This is a genomic window from Sphingomonas sp. BK481, assembly GCF_014194875.1.
In the GTDB taxonomy this organism is placed as follows: Bacteria; Pseudomonadota; Alphaproteobacteria; order Sphingomonadales; family Sphingomonadaceae; genus Sphingomonas; species Sphingomonas aerolata.
In genome coordinates this window covers 812,715-836,225 of the sequence record NZ_JACIAP010000001.1, presented here as the reverse complement: position 1 = coordinate 836,225, position 23,511 = coordinate 812,715, and the positions used below count along the sequence as shown (strand labels likewise).

At 66.5% G+C, this 23,511-nt stretch carries 18 protein-coding genes; 4 read left to right on the top strand and 14 right to left on the bottom strand.

The window, feature by feature from the left end; genetic code table 11:
• Positions 1-33: 33 nt before the first annotated feature.
• The 5 genes from FHY04_RS03940 to rpsB all read right to left on the bottom strand — a co-directional run bounded on the left by FHY04_RS03940 (position 34) and on the right by rpsB (position 4,370).
• Positions 34-801, bottom strand: coding sequence for an isoprenyl transferase (locus tag FHY04_RS03940; RefSeq protein WP_107932662.1), 768 nt, complete (start codon positions 799-801; stop codon positions 34-36).
• Entirely contained in the window at positions 798-1,355 is a 558-nt protein-coding gene (gene frr, locus FHY04_RS03935; protein ID WP_031394213.1) for a ribosome recycling factor, read from the bottom strand. Before frr ends, FHY04_RS03940 begins: the two co-directional genes overlap by 4 nt.
• Before the next feature lies 1 nt (position 1,356).
• The gene (pyrH, locus tag FHY04_RS03930) at positions 1,357-2,085 is read right to left on the bottom strand and encodes a UMP kinase (RefSeq protein ID WP_031394212.1); all 729 of its coding nucleotides are present in this window, start codon (positions 2,083-2,085) and stop codon (positions 1,357-1,359) included.
• A 410-nt stretch (positions 2,086-2,495) separates the two neighbouring features.
• A complete protein-coding gene (tsf, locus tag FHY04_RS03925) occupies positions 2,496-3,428 on the bottom strand; it encodes a translation elongation factor Ts (protein WP_056405630.1) in 933 nt (310 codons plus the stop codon).
• A gap of 90 nt (positions 3,429-3,518) precedes the next feature.
• Positions 3,519-4,370 carry a 30S ribosomal protein S2 gene (gene rpsB / locus FHY04_RS03920; RefSeq protein WP_031394210.1) on the bottom strand — a complete coding sequence of 284 codons (852 nt, stop codon included), beginning with the start codon at positions 4,368-4,370 and terminating at the stop codon, positions 3,519-3,521.
• A 325-nt stretch (positions 4,371-4,695) separates the two neighbouring features.
• Here rpsB and FHY04_RS03915 point away from each other — a divergent pair, with 325 nt between their 5' ends.
• The gene (locus FHY04_RS03915) at positions 4,696-4,938 is read left to right on the top strand and encodes a hypothetical protein (protein WP_235188269.1); all 243 of its coding nucleotides are present in this window, start codon (positions 4,696-4,698) and stop codon (positions 4,936-4,938) included.
• A 138-nt stretch (positions 4,939-5,076) separates the two neighbouring features.
• On the opposite strand, the gene FHY04_RS03910 is transcribed toward FHY04_RS03915, so the two are convergent.
• Entirely contained in the window at positions 5,077-5,865 is a 789-nt protein-coding gene (locus FHY04_RS03910) for a phosphatidylcholine/phosphatidylserine synthase (protein WP_183935487.1), read from the bottom strand.
• A 143-nt stretch (positions 5,866-6,008) separates the two neighbouring features.
• On the bottom strand, positions 6,009-6,737 hold the full coding sequence (locus FHY04_RS03905; protein ID WP_031440639.1) for a phosphatidylserine decarboxylase: 729 nt from the start codon (positions 6,735-6,737) through the stop codon (positions 6,009-6,011).
• Positions 6,738-6,933: 196 nt separating this feature from the next.
• Here FHY04_RS03905 and FHY04_RS03900 point away from each other — a divergent pair, with 196 nt between their 5' ends.
• Both FHY04_RS03900 and FHY04_RS03895 read left to right on the top strand, forming a co-directional pair.
• Positions 6,934-8,154: an NADP-dependent isocitrate dehydrogenase gene (locus FHY04_RS03900; RefSeq protein WP_031394019.1), complete on the top strand. Its 1,221-nt coding sequence runs from the start codon at positions 6,934-6,936 to the stop codon at positions 8,152-8,154.
• A 653-nt stretch (positions 8,155-8,807) separates the two neighbouring features.
• On the top strand, positions 8,808-10,586 hold the full coding sequence (locus FHY04_RS03895; protein WP_183935411.1) for a cation:proton antiporter: 1,779 nt from the start codon (positions 8,808-8,810) through the stop codon (positions 10,584-10,586).
• A 9-nt stretch (positions 10,587-10,595) separates the two neighbouring features.
• Here FHY04_RS03895 and FHY04_RS03890 read toward each other — a convergent pair whose 3' ends face one another.
• The 7 genes from FHY04_RS03890 to FHY04_RS03860 all read right to left on the bottom strand — a co-directional run bounded on the left by FHY04_RS03890 (position 10,596) and on the right by FHY04_RS03860 (position 22,434).
• Complete coding sequence (locus tag FHY04_RS03890; RefSeq protein ID WP_037528647.1) at positions 10,596-12,188, bottom strand: long-chain fatty acid--CoA ligase; 1,593 nt, start codon at positions 12,186-12,188, stop codon at positions 10,596-10,598.
• 18 nt (positions 12,189-12,206) lie between these two features.
• On the bottom strand, positions 12,207-15,764 hold the full coding sequence (gene dnaE / locus FHY04_RS03885; protein ID WP_183935410.1) for a DNA polymerase III subunit alpha: 3,558 nt from the start codon (positions 15,762-15,764) through the stop codon (positions 12,207-12,209).
• Positions 15,765-16,458: 694 nt separating this feature from the next.
• Positions 16,459-16,935 carry a glutathione peroxidase gene (locus FHY04_RS03880; RefSeq protein ID WP_183935409.1) on the bottom strand — a complete coding sequence of 159 codons (477 nt, stop codon included), beginning with the start codon at positions 16,933-16,935 and terminating at the stop codon, positions 16,459-16,461.
• On the bottom strand, positions 16,932-17,528 hold the full coding sequence (locus tag FHY04_RS03875) for a GNAT family N-acetyltransferase (RefSeq protein ID WP_183935408.1): 597 nt from the start codon (positions 17,526-17,528) through the stop codon (positions 16,932-16,934). The genes FHY04_RS03880 and FHY04_RS03875 overlap by 4 nt, the downstream gene beginning before the upstream one ends.
• Entirely contained in the window at positions 17,525-18,238 is a 714-nt protein-coding gene (locus FHY04_RS03870) for an ABC transporter ATP-binding protein (RefSeq protein WP_042467156.1), read from the bottom strand. The genes FHY04_RS03875 and FHY04_RS03870 overlap by 4 nt, the downstream gene beginning before the upstream one ends.
• A complete protein-coding gene (locus FHY04_RS03865; protein WP_031396032.1) occupies positions 18,231-19,481 on the bottom strand; it encodes a lipoprotein-releasing ABC transporter permease subunit in 1,251 nt (416 codons plus the stop codon). The genes FHY04_RS03870 and FHY04_RS03865 overlap by 8 nt, the downstream gene beginning before the upstream one ends.
• 478 nt (positions 19,482-19,959) lie before the next feature.
• Positions 19,960-22,434, bottom strand: coding sequence for a TonB-dependent receptor (locus tag FHY04_RS03860; RefSeq protein WP_183935407.1), 2,475 nt, complete (start codon positions 22,432-22,434; stop codon positions 19,960-19,962).
• A 242-nt stretch (positions 22,435-22,676) separates the two neighbouring features.
• Between FHY04_RS03860 and FHY04_RS03855 the strand changes: the two genes are divergently transcribed.
• On the top strand, positions 22,677-23,141 hold the full coding sequence (locus FHY04_RS03855; protein WP_031440813.1) for an Hsp20 family protein: 465 nt from the start codon (positions 22,677-22,679) through the stop codon (positions 23,139-23,141).
• The last annotated feature ends 370 nt before the right edge of the window (positions 23,142-23,511 follow it).

Genomic DNA, 23,511 nt, shown 5'->3' with positions numbered 1-23,511 from the left:
CCTGATCGGGGGCCCGTTCGGGATCGGTAAGCGTCACAGCCCACCGTAGCGGCGTTGCCGCACGCCAAAGGCCGCAACGGCCTCGGCCAGCGCGTCGCCGTCGAAATCGGGCCAGAGCGTGTCGACGAACAGCAGTTCGGCATAAGCCGCCTGCCACAACAAAAAATTCGACAGGCGCTGTTCGCCCGAGGTGCGGATCATCAGGTCCAGCGGGGGAAGATCACGCGTGTCGAGTTCGCCCTCGACCATCGCCGCGTCGATGCTCGCCGGATCGAGCACCCCGTCGCGCGCGCGTTCCGCCAGGCGGCGGGCGGCGAGCACGAGTTCGGCATGAGCGCCATAGTTGAGCGCGATCGCGAGCAGCGGACCGGTATTGGCCGCGGTCCGCGCGATCGCATCGTCGACCATCGCGACCAGATCGGGCGAAAAGGCACGATAGTCGCCGATAACGCGCAGACGGACATTCTCGCGCGTCAGCTCGTCGAGATCGCTGCGGATGAAATGCCGCAGCAAGCCCATGAGATCGCTGACCTCTTCCGCGGGGCGGCGCCAGTTCTCGGAGGAGAACGCATAGAGCGTCAGCGCCTCGATCCCCATCGCACGCGCCGCGCGGGTAACGTTTCGCACCGCATCGACGCCCGCCTTGTGGCCGGCAAAGCGGGGGAGGAAGCGCTTCTTCGCCCACCGCCCATTGCCGTCCATGATGATCGCGACATGACGCGGCACCGCGCCGCCCCCAGGAACGGCGACGAGCGACGCAGCCTGGGAGGCTCCGGCCGAAGCAGCGCCAAGCGGCCTCACTTGCCCAGGATTTCCTTTTCCTTGGCGCCCGCGGTCGCGTCGAGATCGGCGATCGTGCTGTCGGTGAGCTTCTGCACCTCGACTTCGTGACGCTTGCGCTCGTCCTCGCCGAATACGCCCTTCTTCTCGTCGACCTTCAGCGAATCCATCCCATCGCGGCGGACGTTACGGACTGCAATGCGGGCCTTTTCAGCATATTGGCCGGCGAGCTTGGCGAGTTCCTTGCGACGCTCTTCGGTCAGATCGGGAATCGGCAGACGCAGCGTCTGACCGTCGACGATCGGGTTGAGACCCAGCCCGGCGGAGCGGATCGCCTTGTCGGTCGGGCCGACATTCGACTTGTCCCAGACCTGCACCGACAGCATCCGCGGCTCAGGCGCCGACACGGTCGCGACCTGGTTGAGCGGCATCGACGAGCCGTAGACCGTGACCATCACCGGATCGAGCAGCGCGGTCGACGCGCGGCCGGTGCGAAGCCCGGCCAGATCATGCTTCAGCGCTTCGACGGCACCCGCCATGCGGCGTTCCAGGTCGCTCTTGTCATACGCTGCCATCTTAACTCTCCTGCTCGTTCTGGACGATCGTCGACACGCCATCACCCGCCAGGACCGCGGCAAGATTACCAGGTTCGCGGATGTTGAAGACGACGATCGGGATATCGTTGTCGCGGCACAGAGCGATCGCGCTCGCGTCCATGACCTTGAGGTCCTCGGACAGCACCGTGCTGTACGAGATCGTCTCGTAGCGCGTTGCGTCCGGGTCCTTTTTCGGATCAGCGCTGTAGACGCCGTCGACCGACGTGCCCTTGAACAGCGCGTCGCACTTCATCTCGGCAGCACGCAGCGCGGCGCCCGAATCGGTGGTGAAATAGGGGCTGCCGACACCGGCGGCGAAGATCACGACACGGCCCTTTTCAAGGTGCCGTTCGGCGCGACGCCGGATGAAGGGTTCGCAGACGCTCGCCATCGGGATCGCCGACTGGACTCGCGTGTCGATGCCGATCTGCTCGAGCGCGTTCTGCACCGCGAGCGCGTTCATCACGGTCGCGAGCATGCCCATATAATCGGCAGTCGCGCGCTCGAAGCCCTTGGCGGCGGCGGCAAGGCCACGGAAGATGTTGCCACCCCCGACGACGATGCAGATCTCATAGCCCTTGGCGCGGACGTCGGCGATCTCGCCGGCGACACGTGCGGTGACGGTGGGGTCGATCGAAAGACCGGCTGGTCCCATCAGGACTTCGCCCGACAGTTTGAGCAAAATGCGTTTGAAGCGCGGAGGCGTCATAAATCTCGAATTGTGATTGGCGGGGCGGCGCGGACCTTAGGCGGCGAGGCCGGGGATGTGAAGCGCTGCGACGTGCCTGTGTGGACTCTGAGCGGTCAGGAGACGGAAAATCGTCGACCGCAGGAGGGCGCGCGAGAGGAAAATGCCGTCATTTCCGCGGAGACGGAGGCCCGGAAGGGGGTGGCGTCGCGAGCGAACACCAACCGCGAAGGGTCTGGATCCCCGCCTGCGCGGGGATGACGGAGTAGTACGCGGTTACTCCGCGATCCTTCTCCCCTCGGGGAGACGGTGGACCGGCGGGGCCGGATGAGGGGCGTGAGGTTCGAGACCTCACAACTCCCCTCACCCTTCCCACGGCCGAGGGGCCGTGGGCCCCTTCCCTCTCCCCGGACGGGAGAGGGAGGGCGTTGTTACGCCTGCGGAACGCCCGAGGCGGCAGCGACTTCGGCGGCGAAGTCGGACTGTTCCTTCTCGATGCCTTCGCCGAGCTGGAAGCGGACATAGTCCACCAGCTTGATCTCGGCGCCCGCGTCCTTGCCGGCCTTGGCGACGACGTCGGAGATCTTGGTCTTGCCGTCCATCACGAACAGCTGGCTGACCAGAGCATGCTCCTTGCGGTACTTGGCGATGCCGCCTTCGACCATCTTGGCAATGATATCAGCAGGCTTGCCCGATTCGGCGGCCTTCTCGGTCGCGATCGCGCGCTCACGCTCGATCTCGGCTTCGTCGAGATCGGCCTCGTTCAGCGCCTTCGGGAACGCCGCTGCGATGTGCATCGCGAGCTGCTTGCCGAGCGTCTGGAGCACCTCGTCAGACGCCTCCGACTCGAGCGCGACGAGCACGCCGATCTTGCCGAGGCCCGGCGATGCCGCGTTGTGGATGTACGGAACGACCGCACCCTTGCTGACTTCGAGCGTGCGCGAACGGCGCAGCGACTGGTTCTCGCCGATCGTCGCGACGTTGTTCGTCAGGACTTCCTCGACGGTCTTGCCCGATGGCATCGGCTGCGTCTTGAGCGAGTCGATGTCGCCGCCGGTGGCGAGCGCGATCTGCGTCACGTCACGGACAAACGACTGGAACTGATCGTTCTTTGCGACGAAGTCGGTTTCCGAGTTGACCTCGACCGCAGCACCCTTGGTGCCCGAAACGGCGACGCCGACCAGGCCCTCGGCCGCGGTGCGGCTGGACTTCTTGGCGGCGGCGGCGAGACCCTTGGTCCGCAGCCAGTCCATCGCCTGCTCCATGTCGCCGGCGTTCTCGCTGAGCGCCTTCTTGCAGTCCATCATGCCCGCGCCGCTCTTTTCGCGCAGATCCTTGACCATTGCTGCCGTGATATCAGCCATGTCCGTAAATCCTCTTTAGTCTGAATGTAGTTGCGGGCGAGGTAAGGCCAGATGCCCTACCCCGCCCGCATGACGGTTCGGCGACGACGCTTATGCGTCGATCTGGCGCTCACCCTCGGCCGCGAACTCTGCGGCGGTCTCGGCATTCGCCGCAACCTGCGTCGTGTCGGCGGTCGGCTCGACGGTCGGCTCGGCGATCGCCTCTTCCTTCGGCGGCTCGACCATCGCACCGATGTCGGCACCGGTCCGGCGCTGCTGCTCCTGGCCACCACGAGTCGCTGCGATTGCAATGGCTTCGCAGTAGAGGCGGATGGCGCGCGCGGCGTCGTCGTTCGCGGGCACCGGGAAGGCGATGCCGTCCGGCGAGACGTTCGAATCGAGGATCGCGACGACGGGAATACCCAGCGTGTTGGCTTCCTTGATCGCCAGCTCTTCCTTGTTCGCGTCGATCACGAACATCACGTCGGGAATGCCGCCCATGTCGCGGATGCCGCCGAGCGAAAGCTCGAGCTTGTCCTTCTCGCGGGTGAGCTGGAGCACTTCCTTCTTGGTCAGGCCGACGGTGTCACCCGACAGCATTTCTTCGAGCGTCTTCAGACGCTTGATCGAACCCGAGATGGTCTTCCAGTTGGTGAGCATGCCGCCCAGCCAGCGATGGTTGACGAAATGCTGGCCTGCGCGACGGGCGGCGTCGGCGACGGGCTCCTGCGCCTGGCGCTTGGTGCCGACGAACAGGACCTTGCCACCGCCGGCGACGGCCGACGAGACGAATTCGAGCGCGCGCGCAAAGAGCGGCACGGTCTGCGAAAGGTCGAGGATGTGGACGCCGTTGCGGTCACCGAAGATGTAAGGCTTCATCTTGGGGTTCCAGCGATGCGTCTGGTGACCAAAATGTGCGCCCGTTTCAATGAGCTGCTGCATCGAGACGACTGGTGCCGCCATAGGATATGTCCTTCCGGTTGTGCCTCTGGGAAGCGGATGACGTGCCGGCCGAATGACCGAAACGCACCGGGCTATGATGCCTCCCATGCGGGGTTAGAGGCGCGGCCCTTAGCCGGGGACCGCGCCAAATGCAACGGCTTACCGCCGACTTGACAAAAGAACGCAATAAGAACATAACGGGGCCAGAACAGAACAGAGGTTCGACTCGGCGCAGAATCACCCCGGAACGGCGGTGATCCAAATGCGACGAAAGGAACGATGTTTTCGACCGGGTGTTGCGAACCTTAACACAATGTTCGCATTTGCAGGGAAGGCGAGCGGGAAGATGAGCGGGATGATGATAGTGAGCTTCATGGTGTTCTCGGGGTCGTTCGCAGTCGCGACCGCGGTGATCCTGACGTCGATCGCACCGCAATGGTCGCGCATCGTCAGCCTGGCATCGGGCAATGTCGAGCCGGCCTTCGCCCCGCTGCAGACGCTCGCGCGCGCCGAGCGCCGGATCGCGGTCCGCCGCTGGTCTTCGACCGGCATGCCGCAGCCGTCGCAGCGCTGGAATGCCGCCGCCTGAACTTTGGCGGTTTGACCTGGGCGCCTGATCGACAGGCGCCTTATTGATCCGCGGGCGTGGCCGGCTTTGTGGATTACACGGGGTCCGCCTGGCGATCGCCCGCCCCGGGCCAGCAGTCCCGGGGCTCGATCGGCCGGATCAGAGACCCGGTTTGTTGGATGTTTCGCCGCTACGGACGCCCGCGCGCTGACGGCGGACCCTGGCATAGCTGGCGATGCTAAACGGCATCGACACAATATACAGAAGGCAGATGAGACTGAGCGTGTGCCAGGGAGCGCTGACGAGCGCGGCACCGAGCAGTACGACGAGCGCGATCGCCTCGAACCGGACGTTGCGACGCAGCTTGAGCGAACTCCACGACCAGGTCGCGACGCTCGACACCATCAGCAGCGCGACGAACGCGATCCAGGGTGCAACGATATAGGGCGAGGCGAAGAACGGTTCGTCGGTCCAGAACCAGAAGAACATCGGCATGAGCGCGAGCCCTGCCCCGGCGGGCGCGGGCACACCGGTCAGGAAGCCCGCGGATTTGTGCGGCTGATGGCTCTCGTCGATCTTGGCGTTGAAGCGGGCGAGCCGGAGCGCGCAGAATACGGCGAAGATCAGCGCGCAGATCCAGCCCATTCGGGGCAGCGCGGCGAGCGACCAGAGATAGACGATCAGTGCAGGCGCGACGCCGAAGGAGATCGCATCGGACAGCGAATCGAGTTCCGCGCCAAACCGGCTCTCGCCGTGGAGCATGCGCGCGATCCGGCCGTCGAGCCCGTCGAGCACGCCCGCGACCATGATCATCGCGACCGCGCTTTCCCATTGGCCGCCGATCGCGAACCGGACGCCGCTGAGGCCCGAGCAGAGGGCAAGTGCGGTGACCGCGTTGGGTGCGACCGCGCGGAGCGGCAGACCGCGGCGCGGCCGGCGCGCCCGCATCGCGCGGCCCGCCGCCTGCGACTCGTCCGCGCGGTTCGCGGATCCGTAAGGCGTCCCGTCCCGATCGTTCACCGGACCATCATTCAAAGGACCATCATGCTCTGGTCGATCATTCGAAGGACCATCGATCGCAGGACCATCGATCACTGCGCAATGCCGCCGACGGGCACGCCGCCGACACGGCCGAGCACGGTCTCGCCGGCGATGCTGCGCTGGCCGAGACAGACCTGGGGGACGACATGATCGGGAAGATAGACGTCGACGCGGCTGCCGAATCGGATGAGCCCGATCCGCTGGCCGACCGCGACCATGTCACCCGCCTTGACGAAGCCCAGGATGCGGCGCGCGACGAGCCCGGCGATCTGGGTGAAGCCGATCCGCATGCCGTTGCGATCCTCGACCACGAAATGCTGGCGCTCATTTTCCTCGGACGCCTTGTCGAGATCGGCGTTGAGGAACTTGCCCGAGATATAGACGACCTGGCGGATCGTGCCCGCGATCGGCGTGCGGTTGATGTGCACGTCGAACACCGACATGAAGATCGACACGCGCACCAGCGGTGCGTCGCCAAGACCATTCTCCCCGGCGAGTTCGCGCGGGATGGGGACGCGCTGGATCATCGTGATCAGCCCGTCGGCGGGGGCGACGATCAGCCCCTCGCCCTGCGGCGTGGTGCGAACGGGGTCACGGAAAAAGGTCGCGACCCAGATCACGACGCCGACCATCGGCCAGAACAGCACATGGCTGAGCATCGTCAGCAGCAATGTTATGCCGGTCGCGATGGCGACGTATTTATAGCCTTCCGGATGGACTGCGGGAAATCGCCATTTGACCGTGGAGGTCGTGACGGGCGGCTTGTCGAGCGATGCCATAGCGTGCGGGTCTATCCGTGCCGGACGCGCGATACAACGATGAACAGCCTTTTCCCGACAGGACCGTGGGTTGCGCAAGGTTGCTCGAGGTTGCCTCGGGCGACATTCGGCAGTCGATCGGGGCGCGCCCGACGGTTGATCGGCGGGGCCGGCTCCCCTAGACGCTCCCCCAACCCCCTCCCCCGAAGGACGATATATGGCGAAGATCAAGGTTAAGAATCCGATCGTGGAGATCGACGGCGACGAGATGACCCGGATCATCTGGGAATGGATCCGCGAGCGCCTGATCAAGCCGTATCTCGACATCCAGCTCGATTATTACGATCTCGGCGTCGAGCATCGCGACGCGACCGACGACCAGGTGACGATCGACAGCGCGCTCGCCACGCAGAAGCACGGCGTCGCGGTCAAGTGCGCGACGATCACGCCCGACGAGCAGCGCGTGACCGAATTCGGCCTGAAGAAGATGTGGAAGTCGCCGAACGGCACGATCCGCAACATCCTGGGCGGGACGATCTTCCGCGAGCCGATCGTGATCAAGAACGTCCCCCGCCTGATCCCGGGCTGGACCCACCCGATCGTCGTCGGCCGCCATGCGTTCGGCGACCAGTATCGCGCGACCGATTTCCTCGTCCCCGGCCCCGGCAAGCTGCGACTGGTGTTCGAAGGCGATGACGGCGCGACGATCGACCGCGAAGTGTTCCAGTTCCCGTCGGCGGGCGTCGCGATGGCGATGTACAATCTCGACGACTCGATCCGCGATTTCGCGCGCGCGTCGATGCATTACGGGCTGAACCTGAAATGGCCGGTGTACCTGTCGACCAAGAACACGATCCTGAAGGCCTATGACGGCCGCTTCAAGGACCTCTTCGCCGAGGTTTTCGAAAGCGAATTCAAGGACAAGTTCAAGGAAGCGGGCATCGTCTACGAGCATCGCCTGATCGACGACATGGTCGCATCGGCGCTGAAGTGGAACGGCGAGTTCGTGTGGGCGTGCAAGAACTATGACGGCGACGTCCAGTCGGACCAGGTCGCACAGGGCTTCGGCTCGCTGGGTCTGATGACCTCGATCCTGCTGACTCCGGACGGCAAGACCGTCGAGGCCGAAGCCGCGCACGGCACGGTCACGCGTCACTTCCGCATGCACGAGCAGGGCAAGGCGACCTCGACCAACCCGATCGCGTCGATCTTCGCCTGGACCGGTGGTCTCAAGTATCGCGGCAAGTTCGACGACACGCCCGACGTGACGAAGTTCGCCGAGACGCTCGAGCGCGTCTGCGTCCAGACGGTCGAGAACGGCCACATGACCAAGGATCTCGCGATCCTGATCGGGCCGGACCAGCCTTGGATGACGACCGAGCAGTTCTTCGAGCAGGTCCGCTCGAACCTCGAAGCCGAAATGGCCAACTGGGCGTGACGCACGGCCCCTCCCGGAAACGGGAGGGGCCTTTTTTTTTGGGTACGGGTTGCGTGGTGGCGGCCTTCCGTGACGCCGCGCGCTCGCGGCTCTGCGAGGCTCGGCCGGCCCGGCGTCCACGGCCCGCCCGGCTCGCCGACTCCCCTGCTTTAGCTTTCCGGTCCTGCCCCTCTCCGCCGTCAGCCTGACGGAAGTCAGGACCCAGGGTTACGCGCGCCGCGCTGCTTGGCTCTGGATCCTGACTTTCGTCAGGATGACGGTTGGGGGGTGGGGCGTGGGAAGCTCCGGACGGGCGCTGCTTGGCTTGCACAGCTTCGGTCCGCGCTGGTCAATCGCTGCTTGCTCCCGCCCCGCCCCGCCCCGGCCCCGCCCTGCGCCCCGCCGCCGCCGTCATCCTGACGGAAGTCAGGATCCAGGGTTACGGGCGCTGCGCTGCTTGGCTCTGGGTCCTGACTTTCGTCAGGATGACGGATTGGGGTGGGGTTGATGTTCCGTGCCCGGCATTGCCCGGCTCGGCTCGGCTCGGCCCAGCGCAGCCCGGCTCGCCCCCCCCCCCCCCCCCCGCGCCGCCGCTCTCAGGAGGGCGAACCGCGCGGGGGGTGGGGCGGTATTATTCCCTGACGAATCGGGGAGGCGTCGCCTAAGGTCGGGGGATGGCATTACGGCTCGACAATCAGGGTTTCAGCGACACACTCGTCATTCTCGGGGCGGCGGGGCTGGTGATCCCGGCGTTTGCGCGGTTCAGGGTCAGTCCGGTGATCGGGTTCATCCTGGTCGGGCTGCTGGTCGGGCCGGCGGGGCTGGGTTCGCTCACCGGGGCGGTGCCGTGGCTCTATTACCTGACGATCTCCAACCCCGAGGCGATTGAGCCGTTCGCCGAGTTCGGGATCATCCTGCTGCTGTTCTCGATCGGGCTCGAATTGTCGTTCCGACGGCTCTGGTCGATGAAGCGGCTGGTGTTCGGAACGGGAGCGGCCGAGCTGATCGGGTCGGCGATGATCATCGCGGTCGCGCTGCATTTCATCGGGCAAGGCTGGGCGGGCGCGATCGGGCTGGGCTTCGCGCTGGCGCTGTCGTCGACCGCGCTGGTGCTGCCGCTGGTCGGGACGACCGGCGCGGTCGGGCGCGGGGCGTTTGCGATGCTGCTGTTCGAGGATCTGGCGCTGGTGCCGCTGATCTTCGTGCTGGGCGCGCTCGCCCCGACCGCGACCGCGGACGGGTGGAGCAACCTCGCAGGCGTCGCGCTGCGCGGCGCGGCCACGGTGGTGGCGATGTATGTCGGCGGGCGGCTGATCCTGCCGCGGCTGTTCGGGCAGGCGGCGCGGACCAAGAGCCCCGAACTGTTCCTGGCGGCGTCGCTGCTGGTGGTGATCGTGGCGAGCGTCGCGACGACCGCGGCGGGGCTGTCGCCGATCGTCGGCGCGCTGCTCGCCGGGCTGCTGATCGCGGAAACCGAATATCACAGCGAGGTCGAGGTGATCACCGCGCCGTTCAAGGGGCTGGCGCTGGGCGTGTTCCTGATCACGGTGGGGATGAGCCTCGACCTGCGGCTGATCGCGCAGAACTGGCCGTCGCTGCTGCTCGCGGTGACGGGGGTGGTGGCGACCAAGGCGGTGGTGACGTTCCTGTTCCTGCGCGTCGCCAATTCGCGGCGCGGGGTGGCGGCGGAGACCGGGCTGCTGATGGGGAGCCCGTCCGAGACGACGCTGATCGTGCTGGCGACCGCGGCGCAGGCGCAGCTGATCCTGCCGTCGACCGCGAGCTTCTGGCAGACGGTGACCGCGATCGGGCTGACGATCACGCCGCTGCTGGCGAAGCTCGGCCGCACCGTGTCGCGTCAGCTCGAGAGCCGGTCGACCGCGGATGCGGGCGATGTCGAGATCGACGAGGAGGGTCCGGGGACGGTGGTGATCGGCTTCGGCCGGGTCGGGCGGATGGTCGCGGACATGCTCGCAGTGCACGGCCAGCGCTATGTCGCGGTCGAGGCGGATATCGATTCGGTCGAGGCCGCGCGGGCGCAGGGGCATCCGGTGCTGTTCGGCGACGTCGCGCGGCCCGAGCTGGTCGACCGGCTGAAGCTGGATACCGCCAAGGCGCTGATCCTGACGATGGACGACCCGGTGCTGACGGTGCGGCTGGCGCGGCGGGTGCGGTTGCTGGCGCCCAATTTGCCGATCGTCGCGCGCGCCCGCGATACCGCGCATGCCGCCGAGCTGTACCGCGCAGGCGTGACCGATGCGGTGCCGGAGACGCTGGAGAGCTCGCTGCAGCTGGCGGAGGCGGTGCTGGTCGACCTGGGCGTCGCGATGGGGCCGGTGATCGCGTCGATCCACGAGAAGCGCGACGAACTGCGGCAGGAGATCAAGGCGGCGGCGGACATGCTGGTCGAGCCGCGGGTCCGCAAGGCGAAGCGGACGCCGCGGAAGGTCTAGCGCGGGGCGTCAGGCGGGCGTCAGCGTGAAGTCCTTGAAGCGTTCGCGCAGTGCGGTCTTCAGGAGTTTGCCCGTCGCGGTGTGGGGCAGTTCGTCGACGAAGACGATCGCGTCGGGGAGCCACCATTTGGCGACGTGCTGCGCCAGGTGATCGCGGATCGCGGTGTCGGTGACGGTGCTGCCGGGTTTGCGGACGACGATCAGCAGCGGGCGCTCGTCCCATTTGGGGTGGTGGATGCCGATCGCGGCGGCCTCCGCGACGCCGGGGCAGCCGATCGCGGCGTTTTCGAGATCGACCGAGCTGATCCATTCACCGCCCGACTTGATGACGTCCTTCGACCGGTCGGTAATTTGCATCGTGCCGTCGGTGTGGAGCATCGCGACGTCGCCGGTGTCGAACCAGCCCTCCGCATCGACCGCGTCGCTGTCCGCGCCGAAATAGCGCTGCACCACCCAGGGGCCGCGGACCTGGAGCGAGCCGGCGATCGAGCCGTCGCGCGGCAGCACCTGCCCCTGATCGTCGATGATGCGCAGTTCGATGCCGAAGGGGACGCTGCCCTGTTTGGTGACGAGATCGAGCTTCTCGTCATGCGTCATCATGTCCCAGTGCGGCGGCGCGAAGCCCGCGGTGCCGATCGGCGAGGTCTCGGTCATGCCCCAGAGATGCTTGACCGACGCGCCCATGGTCATGATCCGGTCGATCATCGCGCGCGGTGCCGCGGCGCCGCCGATCGTCACCAGCTTCAGATGCTCGGGCGCCTCGCCAGTCGCGTCGATATGCCCGAACAGCGCGAGCCAGACGGTCGGCACGCCCGCCGAATGCGTGACATGCTCCTGGTTCATCAGCCGGCACAGCACGCCGGGATCGTTGATCGCCGAATAGACGACCTTTGCCCCCGACAGCGCGCAGGCGAAGGGCAGCCCCCAGGCGGCGGCGTGGAACATCGGCACGACGGGCAGCACGACCGCGCTGGGGGACAGATCGAACACCCAGGGCGCGACCTCCGCCATCGCGTGGATCAGCGTCGAGCGGTGCGTGTAGAGCACGCCCTTAGGATTGCCGGTGGTGCCGCTGGTATAGCAGAGCATGCACGGATCACGCTCCGGCCCCTCGACCCAGGCATAGTCGCCATCCTGTTCGTCGAGCAGCGCGCGGAAGCCGTCGGGGCCGAGATCGTCGAAACAGACATAGTGGCGGATGCTGGACCATTGGCCGCGCAGCCGGTCGACGATGGGCTGGAACGCCTTGTCGTAGAGCATCACGCGGTCTTCGGCGTGGTTGGCGATATAGACGAGCTGTTCGTCGAACAGCCGCGGGTTGATTGTGTGGATCACCCCGCCCATCCCGATCGTGCCATACCAGGCGATCAGGTGGTGCGCGTGGTTCATCGCCAGCGTCGCGACCCGGTCGCCCGGACGGACGCCAAGCTTCTCAAGAGCTTGCGCGAGCTTCTTCGCGTCGCGTGCGATCCCGGACCAGTCGGTGCGGGTCTCGCGGCCGTCCGCCCAGTAGCTGACGATCTCGCGACGCCCATGCTCGCGCGCGGCATGGTCGATCAGCCGAGGGACGCGAAGCTCGAAGTCCTGCATTCCACCCAGCATTCCCGCTCTCCCAAGCTGTTATCCGACGAGAGCCAGCCGCGTTTCCGAGGTCTTGAGCTCCACCTTTGTCACACCGTGCAACGACTCGATGTGCTCTGCAAGCTCGCCGTCGAGCAGGAAATCGCGGCCGAGCAGGATGCTGACCTCGCCGTCGGGGAGCATCGCGCGGACGCGCACCTCACCGCGCGCGCCGCGGTGATCGGCGAGCAAGGACGCGAGCCCGGCGAAGGCGGCCATGTCCGAAATGGTCACGACGACCTGGAAGCGCGCGATGTTGGCGAGCCCCTCGAACGGCTGGATCCGCTTGATGCTGACGCGCGGCGTGTCCTCGCCGGGCTTGCGGTCGAGCTCGACGGTGATGAGGCCGCATCCGCCCGCCTTGGCGGCGTCTTCCAGATCCTTCGAGACCTGATCGTCGAAGCAGGTCGCCATGAACTGGCCGCTGGCGTCCGAGCATTGCGCCATCATAAAGCGCTTGCCGCGCGCGGAGGTGCGATAGCGCGCATCCTCGACCAGCACCGCCATCGTCGCGCCGGCGCGGCTGCCGTCGTCGGGAATGTTGAGCTCCGACAAGGCGGTATAGGCGCGCGCGCCGTGGCTGTTGGCGATGTGGCGGTGGCGGTCGACCGGGTGCGCGGAGAAGTAGAAGCCGAACGCCTCCTTCTCCTGGTCCATGCGCTGACTGAGCGTCCAGCGCACCGACGGCGGCAGCTTGATCGCGTCGCCCGCGGGTTCCGCGTCGCCGAACAGACCGCCCTGCCCGCTGGTCTTGGCGGCGTGGGTGCGTGCGGCGATCGCGAGGATCGTCTCGGCGGTGGCGTGGATCCCGGCGCGGTTGGGCTCGAACCCGTCAAACGCACCCGCGGCGGCGAGCGTCTCAAGCTGGCGCTTGTTGAGCAGGCGCGGGTCGACGCGCTTGGCGAGATCGTCGAGCCCGGCGAACGGGCCGTTCTGGACGCGCTCGACGATGAGCTTCTCCATCGCGCCTTCGCCCACGCTCTTCAGCGCGCCGAGCGCATAGCGGACCGCCAGATTGTTTCCCCGCGAAGGCGGGGACCCAGTCTGGGCACCCGCCTTCGCGGGTGAACAGTCTTCTTCCTCGGTGTCGGGCAGCACCTCGACGTCGAACTCGGCCTGGCTCGCATTGATGCAGGGCGGCAGCGTGGCGATGCCCAGACGGCGCATGTCGTCGGTGAAGATCGCGAGCTTGTCGGTCTGGTGCAGGTCGTAGCACATCGAGGCGGCGAAGAATTCGTGCGGGTGGTGCGCCTTCAACCACGCCGTCTGGTAGGCGAGCAGCGCATAGGCGGCGGCGTGGCTCTTGTTGAAGCCGTAGCCCGCAAACTTGTCGATCAAATCGAACAGCTCGTTCGCCTTGGCCTTCGGGATATTGTTCACCTTGGCGCAGCCTTCGACGAAGATCGCGCGCTGCGCGTCCATCTCGGCCTTGATCTTCTTGCCCATCGCGCGGCGCAGCAGATCGGCGCCGCCGAGCGAGAAGCCCGCGAGGATCTGCGCGGCCTGCATGACCTGTTCCTGGTAGACGAAGATCCCGTAGGTCTCCGACAGGATCGATTCGAGCGCAGGGTGCGGATATTCGATCGTCTCGGTGCCGTTCTTGCGGCGGCCGAACGACGGGATATTGTCCATCGGGCCCGGTCGGTAGAGCGAGACGAGCGCGATGATGTCGCCGAAGTTGGACGGGCGGACCGCGGACAGCGTGCGGCGCATGCCCTCCGATTCGAGCTGGAACACGCCGACCGTGTCGCCCTTCTGGAGCAGCGCGTAGACGCCGGCATCGTCCCATTCGAGCGCGTCGAGATCGACCTTGATCCCGCGTTTGGCGAGCAGCTGCACGCCCTTCTGGAGCACCGAGAGCGTCTTGAGGCCGAGAAAGTCGAACTTCACGAGGCCCGCACCCTCGACATATTTCATGTCGAACTGCGTGACGGGCATGTCCGAGCGCGGATCGCGGTAGAGGGGGACGAGCTGGGCGAGCGGCCGGTCGCCGATCACCACGCCGGCCGCGTGCGTCGACGAGTGGCGCGGCAGCCCCTCCAGCTTCATCGCCAGATCGAGCAGCTTTCGCACGCCATTGTCGTTGGCATATTCCTTGGCCAGCTCGCCGACGCCGTTCAGCGCGCGCTCGAGCGTCCAGGGATCGGTCGGGTGGTTGGGGACGAGCTTCGCCAGCCGGTCGATCTGGCCATAGCTCATCTGCAGCACGCGGCCGGTATCCTTCAGCACCGCGCGCGCCTTCAGCTTACCGAAGGTGATGATCTGCGCGACCTGATCGCGGCCGTATTTCTCCTGGACGTAGCGGATCACCTCGCCGCGGCGGGTTTCGCAGAAGTCGATGTCGAAATCGGGCATCGACACGCGTTCGGGGTTCAGGAAGCGCTCGAACAGCAGCCCCAGCTTGATCGGGTCGAGATCGGTGATGGTCAGCGCCCAGGCGACGACCGAGCCTGCGCCCGAGCCACGGCCCGGACCGACCGGAATGTCGTGATCCTTCGCCCATTTGATGAAGTCGGCGACGATCAGGAAATAGCCGGGAAAGCCCATCTGGACGATCACGTCGACCTCGAAGGCGAGCCGCGCGCGATAGACGTCGCGCCAGCCGTCCTCGGCCTCTCCGTGGAGCTCGGTGATACGCGCGAGACGCGCCTCGAGCCCGGCCTCGGCATCGTCGCGGAGCAGTTTCGCCTCGCCCTCGATATCGCCGGCGAGGCTGGGGAGGATCGGCTTGCGGTAGGGCGCCATCACCGCGCAGCGCTGCGCGACGACGAGCGTGTTGGCGATCGCCTCGGGCAGGTCGGCGAACATTTCGTGCATCACCGGCGCGGGCTTCATCCACGCTTCGGGGCAGCTGCGGATGCGGTCCTCGGTCTCGACATAGGTCGAATGCGCGATGCAGAGCATGGCGTCGTGCGCGTCGCCGAACGCGCTTTCGGTGAAGCAGCACGGGTTGGTCGCGACGAGCGGCAGGTTGCGCTCATAGGCGATGTCGATCAGCGCGTCCTCGGCGGCGATCTCGGTCGCGTCGCCGCGGCGCGACAGCTCGATATAGAGGCGGTCGCCGAACAGGTGCTGGAGGCGGTCGAGATAGGCGCGGGCGCGGTCGGGCTGGCCCTCCGCGAACAGCCGCGCGAGACCGCCCTCGCCGCCTGCGGTCAGCGCGATCAGCCCGTCGGCATGGCGTTCGAGCGCGGCGAAATCGACATGCGCGGGCATTTCGATCGGGCGGTCGAGATGCGCCATCGACACGAGCGCGCAGAGGTTGTCATAGCCCTTCGCGTTCTGGGCGTAGAGCGCGATCCAGTCGAACGGGGTGGCGATGCCGTCGGGCATGTCGGGGCGGCTGAGCCCGAGCATCACGCCGATGACCGGCTGGACGCCGTCCTTCTTGGCGGCGTCCGAATAGGCCATCGCCGCGTAGAGGCCGTTGCGGTCGGTCAGCGCGGCGGCGGGGAAGCCGAGCGCGCGCGCCTGCTTGGCGATCGCCTTGGGATCGATCGCGCCGTCGAGCATGGTGTAGCAGGAAAAGACGCGGAGCGGGACGTAACCGGAATGCATGGGTGAGAGGTAGGCGTTGCGGCGTGATTCGACCAGACGCGATGGCGTGGGGTGCGGGTTGGGACGCGATGAGTTGAGTCTGTGTGTGTGGGTTTTTGGTTCGAGGCTGTTCTCCCGCGAAGGCGGGAGTCCAGTCTGGGCCCCCGCCTTCGCGGGGGAACAGTCTTGGGGTGAGGGTGCTGCCTACAAATACCACCCCGGCGGAGGCCGGGGCCCAGGTGGGAAGGCCTGAGTAACCGAGCGCTGCGGTCGATCAGCGACGTCCCCCAACTGGGCCCCGGCCTTCGCCGGGGTGGTCCGGAAGGGGGCGGGAGTCCGGGCTGGGTCCCTGCCCTTGCGGGGGATCAGTCTTTTGGTGCGGGTGCTGCCCAAAACTACCACCCCGGCGGAGGCCGGGGCCCTGTTGGGGGACGTTGCTAACTGATGTCTGCGCTTCGTTACTGCGACCTTTCCAACTGGGCCCCGGCCTTCGCCGGGGTGGTCCGGAAGGGGAGCGGGACGCCGGGCTGGGCCCCCGCCTTCGCGGGGGAACATCCTTGTGATGCAGGTGCTGCCCAAAACTACCACCCCGGCGGAGGCCGGGGCCCAGTTGGGGGACGTTGCTGACTGAGGTCTGCGCTTCGTTACTGCGGCCTTTCCAACTGGGCCCCGGCCTTCGCCGGGGTGGTGCCAGTGGGGCCGGTGGTAGTGCGCGTTAGAGCAGCTTTTCGATGTCGGTGCGGATGTCGGCGGGTTTGGTGGTGGGGGCGTAGCGGTCGACGACCTTGCCCGCGCGGTCGATCAGGAATTTGGTGAAGTTCCATTTGATCGCCTTCGACCCCAGCACGCCGGGGGCGTCCGATTTGAGGCGGTCGAACAGCGGGTCCGCCTCGCCGCCGTTGACGTCGACTTTCGCAAAGACGGGGAAGGTCACGTCGTAGGTGAGCGTGCAGAAATTCGCGATCTCGGCGGCGTCGCCGGGTTCCTGCGCGCCGAACTGGTTGCAGGGGAAGGCCAGCACCTCGAACCCGCGATCGGCATAGTCGCGGTGGAGCGCCTCGAGCCCCTCATATTGCGGGGTGAAGCCGCATTTGGAGGCGGTGTTGACGATCAGCAGCACCTTGCCGGCATAGGCCGCGAGCGACGCGGGGGTGCCGTTGGCGGCCTTCACGGTGAAGTCGGTGATGGTCATGCGCGGTCCTCGTGTCGGGCGAGCAGATAGGTCAGGTTCTGACGGACGCCCGGCCATTCGTGCGCCAAAATGCTGTAGACGATGGTGTCGCGCAAGCGGCCGTCGGCCATCACCTGATGCCCGCGCAGCACGCCGTCGCGTTTCGCGCCGAGCCGCTCGATCGCGGCCTGTGAGCGCTTGTTGATGCTGTCGGTGCGGATCTGGACGCATTCGCAGCCGAGCGTGTCGAAGGCGTGGGCGAGCAGCATCCGCTTCGCCTCGGTGTTGACGCCGGTGCGCTGGACCGCGGTGGCGTAGAAGGTGCCGCCGATCTCGAGCCGCCGGTTCGCCGCGCTCATCCGCATGAAGCGGGTGCTGCCGCGGACGATGCCGTCCACCACCACCGCGAAGACCCGCGCGCGGCCAAAGTCCTGCTGCTCGAACGCCGCCGCGAGCCAGCGGTCGGGCGCCTTCATCAGCGCGACATTGGCGTAGAACAGGTCCCACAGGTCGTCCGCCGAAGCAGCGGCAACGAGCGCGTCCTTGTCCTGCGCGACCAGCGGGCGGAGCGTGACGTGACGCCCGACGAGCGTCGGTGTCGCGTCCCAGCTCAAGCCAGCCGGCCCTCGTGCAGCCGGAACACGCGGTCCATCCGCGCGGCGAGCCGTTCGTTGTGAGTCGCGACCAGCGCGGCGGTGCCCTGTTCCCGGACCAGCCGGACGAATTCGGCGAAGACGATGTCGGCGGTATGCTCGTCGAGATTGCCGGTCGGCTCGTCCGCCAGCACCAGCGCGGGCTTGTTGGCGAGCGCGCGGGCTACCGCGACACGCTGCTGCTCGCCCCCTGAGAGCTGACTGGGGCGGTGCGTGAGGCGGTGGCCGAGCCCGAGCTGGGTCAGGAGTTCGGCCGCACGCGCATCCGCCTGCGCGCGCGTCGCACCGTGGACGAGCTGCGGCAGGACGACATTCTCGGTCGCGTTGAAATCGGGGAGGAGGTGATGGAACTGATAGACGAAGCCGAGGCTGTCGCGGCGTACCACGGTGCGCTCGTGCGCGTTGAGCTTCGACGCCTCGGTGCCGGCGATCTTGATCGATCCCTGGAAGCCACCTTCGAGCAGCCCGACCGCCTGGAGCAGGGTCGACTTGCCCGAGCCCGAGGGGCCGAGCAGCGCGACGATCTCGCCCGGTGCGATTCCGAGGTCGATGCCGCGCAGCACGTCGATCGTCGCGCCGCCCTGTGTGAAGCTTTTGGTCAGACCGCTGGTCTGCAGGACATAGTCGTACGCCTGCGCGCTGCGCCGCTCGATCGGAAGGCCATTATTCATAACGCAGCACCTGCACGGGGTCGGTACTCGCCGCCTTCCAGGCCGGATAGAGCGTGGCGAGGAAGCTGAAGATCAGCGCCATCAGCGCGATCACGATGATCTCGACCGGATCGGTCTTCGACGGGAGTTCGGTCAGATAGCGGATCGAGGGATCCCAGAGATTCTGGCCCGTCACGAGCTGGACGAAGTTCACCACGCCCTGCCGGTAGAACAGGAAGACGAAGCCGAGCCCGAGCCCGGCGAGCGTGCCGAGTGCGCCGATCGTCGTACCGACGACGATGAAGATCCGCATCAGCCCGCCGCGCGTCGCGCCCATCGTCCGGAGGATCGCGATGTCGCGCGTCTTGGCGCGGACCAGCATGATCAGCGACGACAGGATGTTGAACACCGCGACAAGGATGATGATCGACAGCACGGTGAACATCGCGACGCGTTCGACCGCCAAGGCCTCGAACAGCTGGGCGTTCATCGTCCGCCAGTCCTGGATGACCGCGCGGCCGCCGATCTTCTCGGCGAGCGGCCGCAGGATCTCGCCGACCTTGTCCGCATCGACGGTCTTCAGTTCGACCATGCCCGCGGCGTCGCCCATCAGGAGGAGCGTCTGCGCATCCTCGATGGGCATGATGATATACGCCTTGTCATAGTCGTAGACGCCGATCTCGAAGATCGCGCCGACCTTGTAGCTGACGATGCGCGGCACGGTGCCGAACGGCGTGGTTTGCCCCTGTGGGCTGAACAGCGAGATGTCCGAGCCGACCTGCGCGCCGAGCGACTCGGCGAGCCGCGAGCCGATCGCGATCCGGCCGGACCCTTGCGTGATAGACTGGAGCGACCCCATCAGCACCTTGTCCTGGATCGTCGAGTTGCGGCGGATGTCGTCGACGCGCATGCCGCGGACCAGCACCGCCTCCGCGCGGCCGTTATAGGTGGCGGCGAGCGGCTGTTCGATCAGCGGTACCGCGCTGGTAACGCCGGGGGTGGCGCGCGCCTGTGCGACGATCTCGCGCCAGTCGGGCATCCGGCCGCCGAGCGGCTGGACCACCGCATGGCCGTTGAGCCCGACGATCTTGTCGAACAGCTCGGCGCGGAAACCGTTCATCACGCTCATCACGATGACGAGCGCGGCGACGCCGAGCATGACGGCGACCAGGCTGATCGAGGCGACGAGGAAGATGAACGCCTCGCCCTTGCCCGGCAGCAAATAGCGCCGGGCGATCATCCGTTCATAGCGTGACAGGATCATGGGTGCGGGGGTTCGATCGTTAGAAGAGATGTCCATCGGCTCTAGGACGCGGCCCCGCGCGAGGCAACCATGGCCGCGTCTGGATTGGTCTGTTGCGGATTCGACACAGCCCCCTGCCAATCGTGTGGCGCGCCCCGCAAACAGGGTGACAAACACCACGCAATTACTTAGCAAAAACCTCGCTGAGACACAGGCAACGGCCGTGGTTCGGGGAATGCTTTGACGCCGCACCGAAGGTGCAGAGCGGAAGCGACAAAATGGGGGCTGACGAGCGATCGTCACGCAGGCGCCCGGATCGGAAACGGTCCGGGCGTTTGCTTGTCCGGGCCATTTTCCTTACAACGAATACACTATTCGCCGTTCCCGGAACCCCCGAAGTGCAACAGGCACCGGACGAAGAGTGGGAGCTTCCAATTCTCACCCTTCGCCCGGATCTCTCTTTATAGCAGATAGAGTAGAGCAGCGTTTGTGAACCGTATCAGAACGAGCGCGAGATCGTGACGCCGTAGGTGCGCGGATCGCCCGGCTGGCCGACGACCAGCCCCGTGCTGCCCGATTGCAGCGCGAGCAATTCGTAATAATCCTTGGCGAAGACGTTGCGGACCCAGCCGAAGACGTTCAGCCGGTCCTCGCCGCGGAACCCCAGCCGGACATTGCCGAGCGCATAGCCCTTGATGTCCGTATAGGCCGAGGCGGACGGGTTGGACGAGAAGGTCGAGCGGTAGCTGCCGTCATAGCCCAGATACACCTGGCCATCGAGACCGCCGATCCGTGCGGGCAGGTCATATACCGCGCCGTAGGAAAAGGCCCATTTCGAGATGCCGGGCAGACGCTGGCCCGAGATGTCGCAGTTTGCGGGGCTGATCCCGCCCGGGGTCCCTGCGGGGCTTGGGCTCTGGCCCGCGGTCGCGGTGGTGCCGCCCGACAGCTCGGGCGGGCATGGCGCATCGACGAAGCGGACATATTTGGCGTCGGTATAGGCGCCGTTGACGTAGAGGTTGAAGCGCGCGGTCGGCCGGAACGCCGAGTCGAATTCGAACCCGCGCGTCCGCACCTTGCCCGCATTGGCAAGATAGCCGCGCAGCACGCCCAGCTGGCCGTTGGTGACGGTGGCCTGGTAGTCGTTGATCTCGGTCCAGAAGCCCGCGAGGTTGAGCGTCACGCGGCGGTCGAGAAACTGCGTCTTGAGGCCGAGTTCGTAATGGTTGACCGTCTCGGGCTTGACCGTCGCCGAGGCGAGAATCGGGTTGTTCGCGCCGTCGAGCGGGAGCCCGGACAGGTTGATGCCGCCCGATTTGTAGCTGCGCGCATAGGTCGCATAGGCGTGGATGTCGGGCGCGACGTCATAGGCGAGCGTGGCGTCGCCCGACACGTTCCAGTCGTCGAAGGCGGGGGTGTAGACCTGGGGCGCGAGCGTGCTGCACCGGTCGCGGGTCACCGAACTGGCCGCCTGCGCGGTGGTCGAACAGTTGAGCACCGCCCCTGCCCCCGCCCCCGTCCCTGTCGTCACGACCGAGACATAGGAGCCGGTCTTCTTGTCGTAATTGACGCGCAGGCCGGGGGCAAAGGACAGATTGTCGGCAATGTGCCACGTCACCTTGCCGAACCCGGCCGCCGACGTGTTCTTGAAGCCGATCGTGTTGGTCGCGGTCAGGCCGTCGAGCACCGCGGGGTTGGATGCGTTCGCGCTGGTCGGGTTGAGCAGATAGCGGCTGGCGGCGGCGCCCTGGACCTGAAGCCCCTGCGTGTCGATCGTCTGGTGGAAGTAGAATAGCCCGGCGACGTAATCGACCGTGTTGCGGCCGTTCGACGAGAGGCGGACCTCCTGGCTGACCTGTTCCTGCTGCGACGGGTTGGCGGAGACCGAGGTGATCGGCAGGCCGATGAAGTCGCGGTCGTTCGACGGCTTCCAGTCCCAGATGCGCCATGCCGAGACCGAGGTCAGCGACACGGGTCCGAGATCCCATTCGGCGAGCAGTGCGGCGCCGCCGAGTTCCTGCCGCGCACGCAGCGGGGTGTCGAGATCGGTCACGCGGTCGAACGCGTCGCGTGACGGCGGGGTGTAGTTGAGCGCGGCGGCGAGCGCGTCATATTGCCGCGACACGGGCCGCTGCGTGGTGCCGACGCGTGCGAAGATCTGCGCGCAACAATCGGGGTTCTGGTGATTATAGTCGCCCGACAGCGTGAGATCGAGATTGCCGGTCGCGTGCCAGAAGAGCTGGCCGCGCAGGCTCTGATTGTCCTGCGCGTTGACGTCCTTGCCGGTGCGGAGATTGCGGATCGTACCGTCGCGCCGGGTGATCGACGAGGACAGCCGGATCGCGAGCCGGTCGTCGACGAGCGGGCCCGACACCGACGCCTTGGCCTGGACGAAGCGGAGATTGCCGGTGGTGAGCTCGATCCGCGCCTCGGGGGTGAAGCTGGGCTTGCGCGTGTAGATGTTGATCGCGCCCGCGGTGGTGTTCTTGCCGTAGAGCGTACCCTGTGGCCCACGCAGGATCTCGATCCGTTCGGTGTCGGTGAAGTCGAACGTCGCCGACGCGATGCGGCTGTAATAGACCTGGTCGACATAGATGCCGACGCCCTGTTCGATGCCGTCATTGGTGAGCCCGAACGGCGCGCCGAGCCCGCGGATGTTCGCGGCGGAGTTGCGCGGGTTGGTCGAGTAGAATTGCAGCGTCGGCTGAAGCTGCGTGATGCGGTTGACGTTGTACGCGCCGGTGTCGGCGATCGCCTGGCCGCCGATCACCGACATCGCGATCGGCACGCTCTGGATCGTCTCGGCGCGGCGGCGTGCGTTGACGACGATGTCTCCCCCGCCCTGCTGTGCCGCGCCGAGTCGGCCGGTGTCGCGCTGTGTGTCCTGCGGCGCGGGCGCGGCCTGATCGGCGGGTGCCGGCAGCGGTGATGCGGCCGCCTGTGCGGCGACCAGCATCGCGAAAATATGGGCCATGATCGTCTCCCTTGAACCTTGGCGCTTAAAGTCCATTGATTTGGTGGGAGTTCAATCGGGAACGGCTTTGCGGGGGCAAAGCTGCGCTATCGGGGCCCCGGAAAAAATCTTGGCGGGGCGATCTTGAAGCGTCTGGCCGGCTTACCAGATCACTGCCGCACGGCGCCTGATGGGCCGTGCGCCCGGGCCGCGCACAGGCGGGCCAGGGCTGATGTTGGATTGCTCAAGACGAGGATTTGACCATGCGACTCGACCTTACCCCCTATCGCCGCTCGACCGTCGGGTTCGACCGGCTGTTCGACATGATCGAGACGAACGCGCGCGCCGCGACGTCCGACAATTACCCGCCGTTCAACCTTGAGCGGATCGCGCAGGACCGTTACCGCATCACGCTGGCGATCGCCGGCTTCTCGCGCGACGAGATCGCGATCACCGCGCAGCAGAACCTGCTGCTGGTCGCGGGCAAGAAGGAGGAGCGCGCGCCCGAGGGCCAGCTGCTCCATGTCGGCATCGCCAACCGCTCGTTCGAGCGGCGCTTCGAGCTGGCGGACTTCGTGCTGGTGGAGGATGCGCGGCTGAACGACGGGCTGCTGGTGATCGACCTGGTCCGCGAAGTGCCCGAGGCGATGAAGCCGAAGAGCATCGCGATCAAGACCGGCGCGCCGCTGGCTGCGGTCGATACGGTTGCTGTCGATCAGGCTGCCTGATTTTTGGTCAGCGCGGTGGGGCGTCCGGATCCTTGGGTCCGGGCGCCTTTTTTGTGTCCGGGGTTCGGAGGGTAGAAGAATTTGTTCGCGCGGAGGCGCGGAGGCGCGGAGGCGCGGAGATTTTCCTGGCCGCGTCGCGGCCCTCATGAATTCCTGCGCGAACCAGAGTGAGGCTGGCGGCGATAGGCCACGAATGCACTCCGCGTCTCCGCGTCTCCGCGTGAACCACTTCTTCTGTTCGGACTGTGCGGAGGGGGTTTTTGTTCGCGCGAAGGCGCGAAGGCGCTAAGATTTTAAGTCCCTTTGCGCCTTTGCGCCTTCGCGTGATCGATATTTCTCTTTGGCGGGCGCCCGTGAGGGCGCCCGGTCG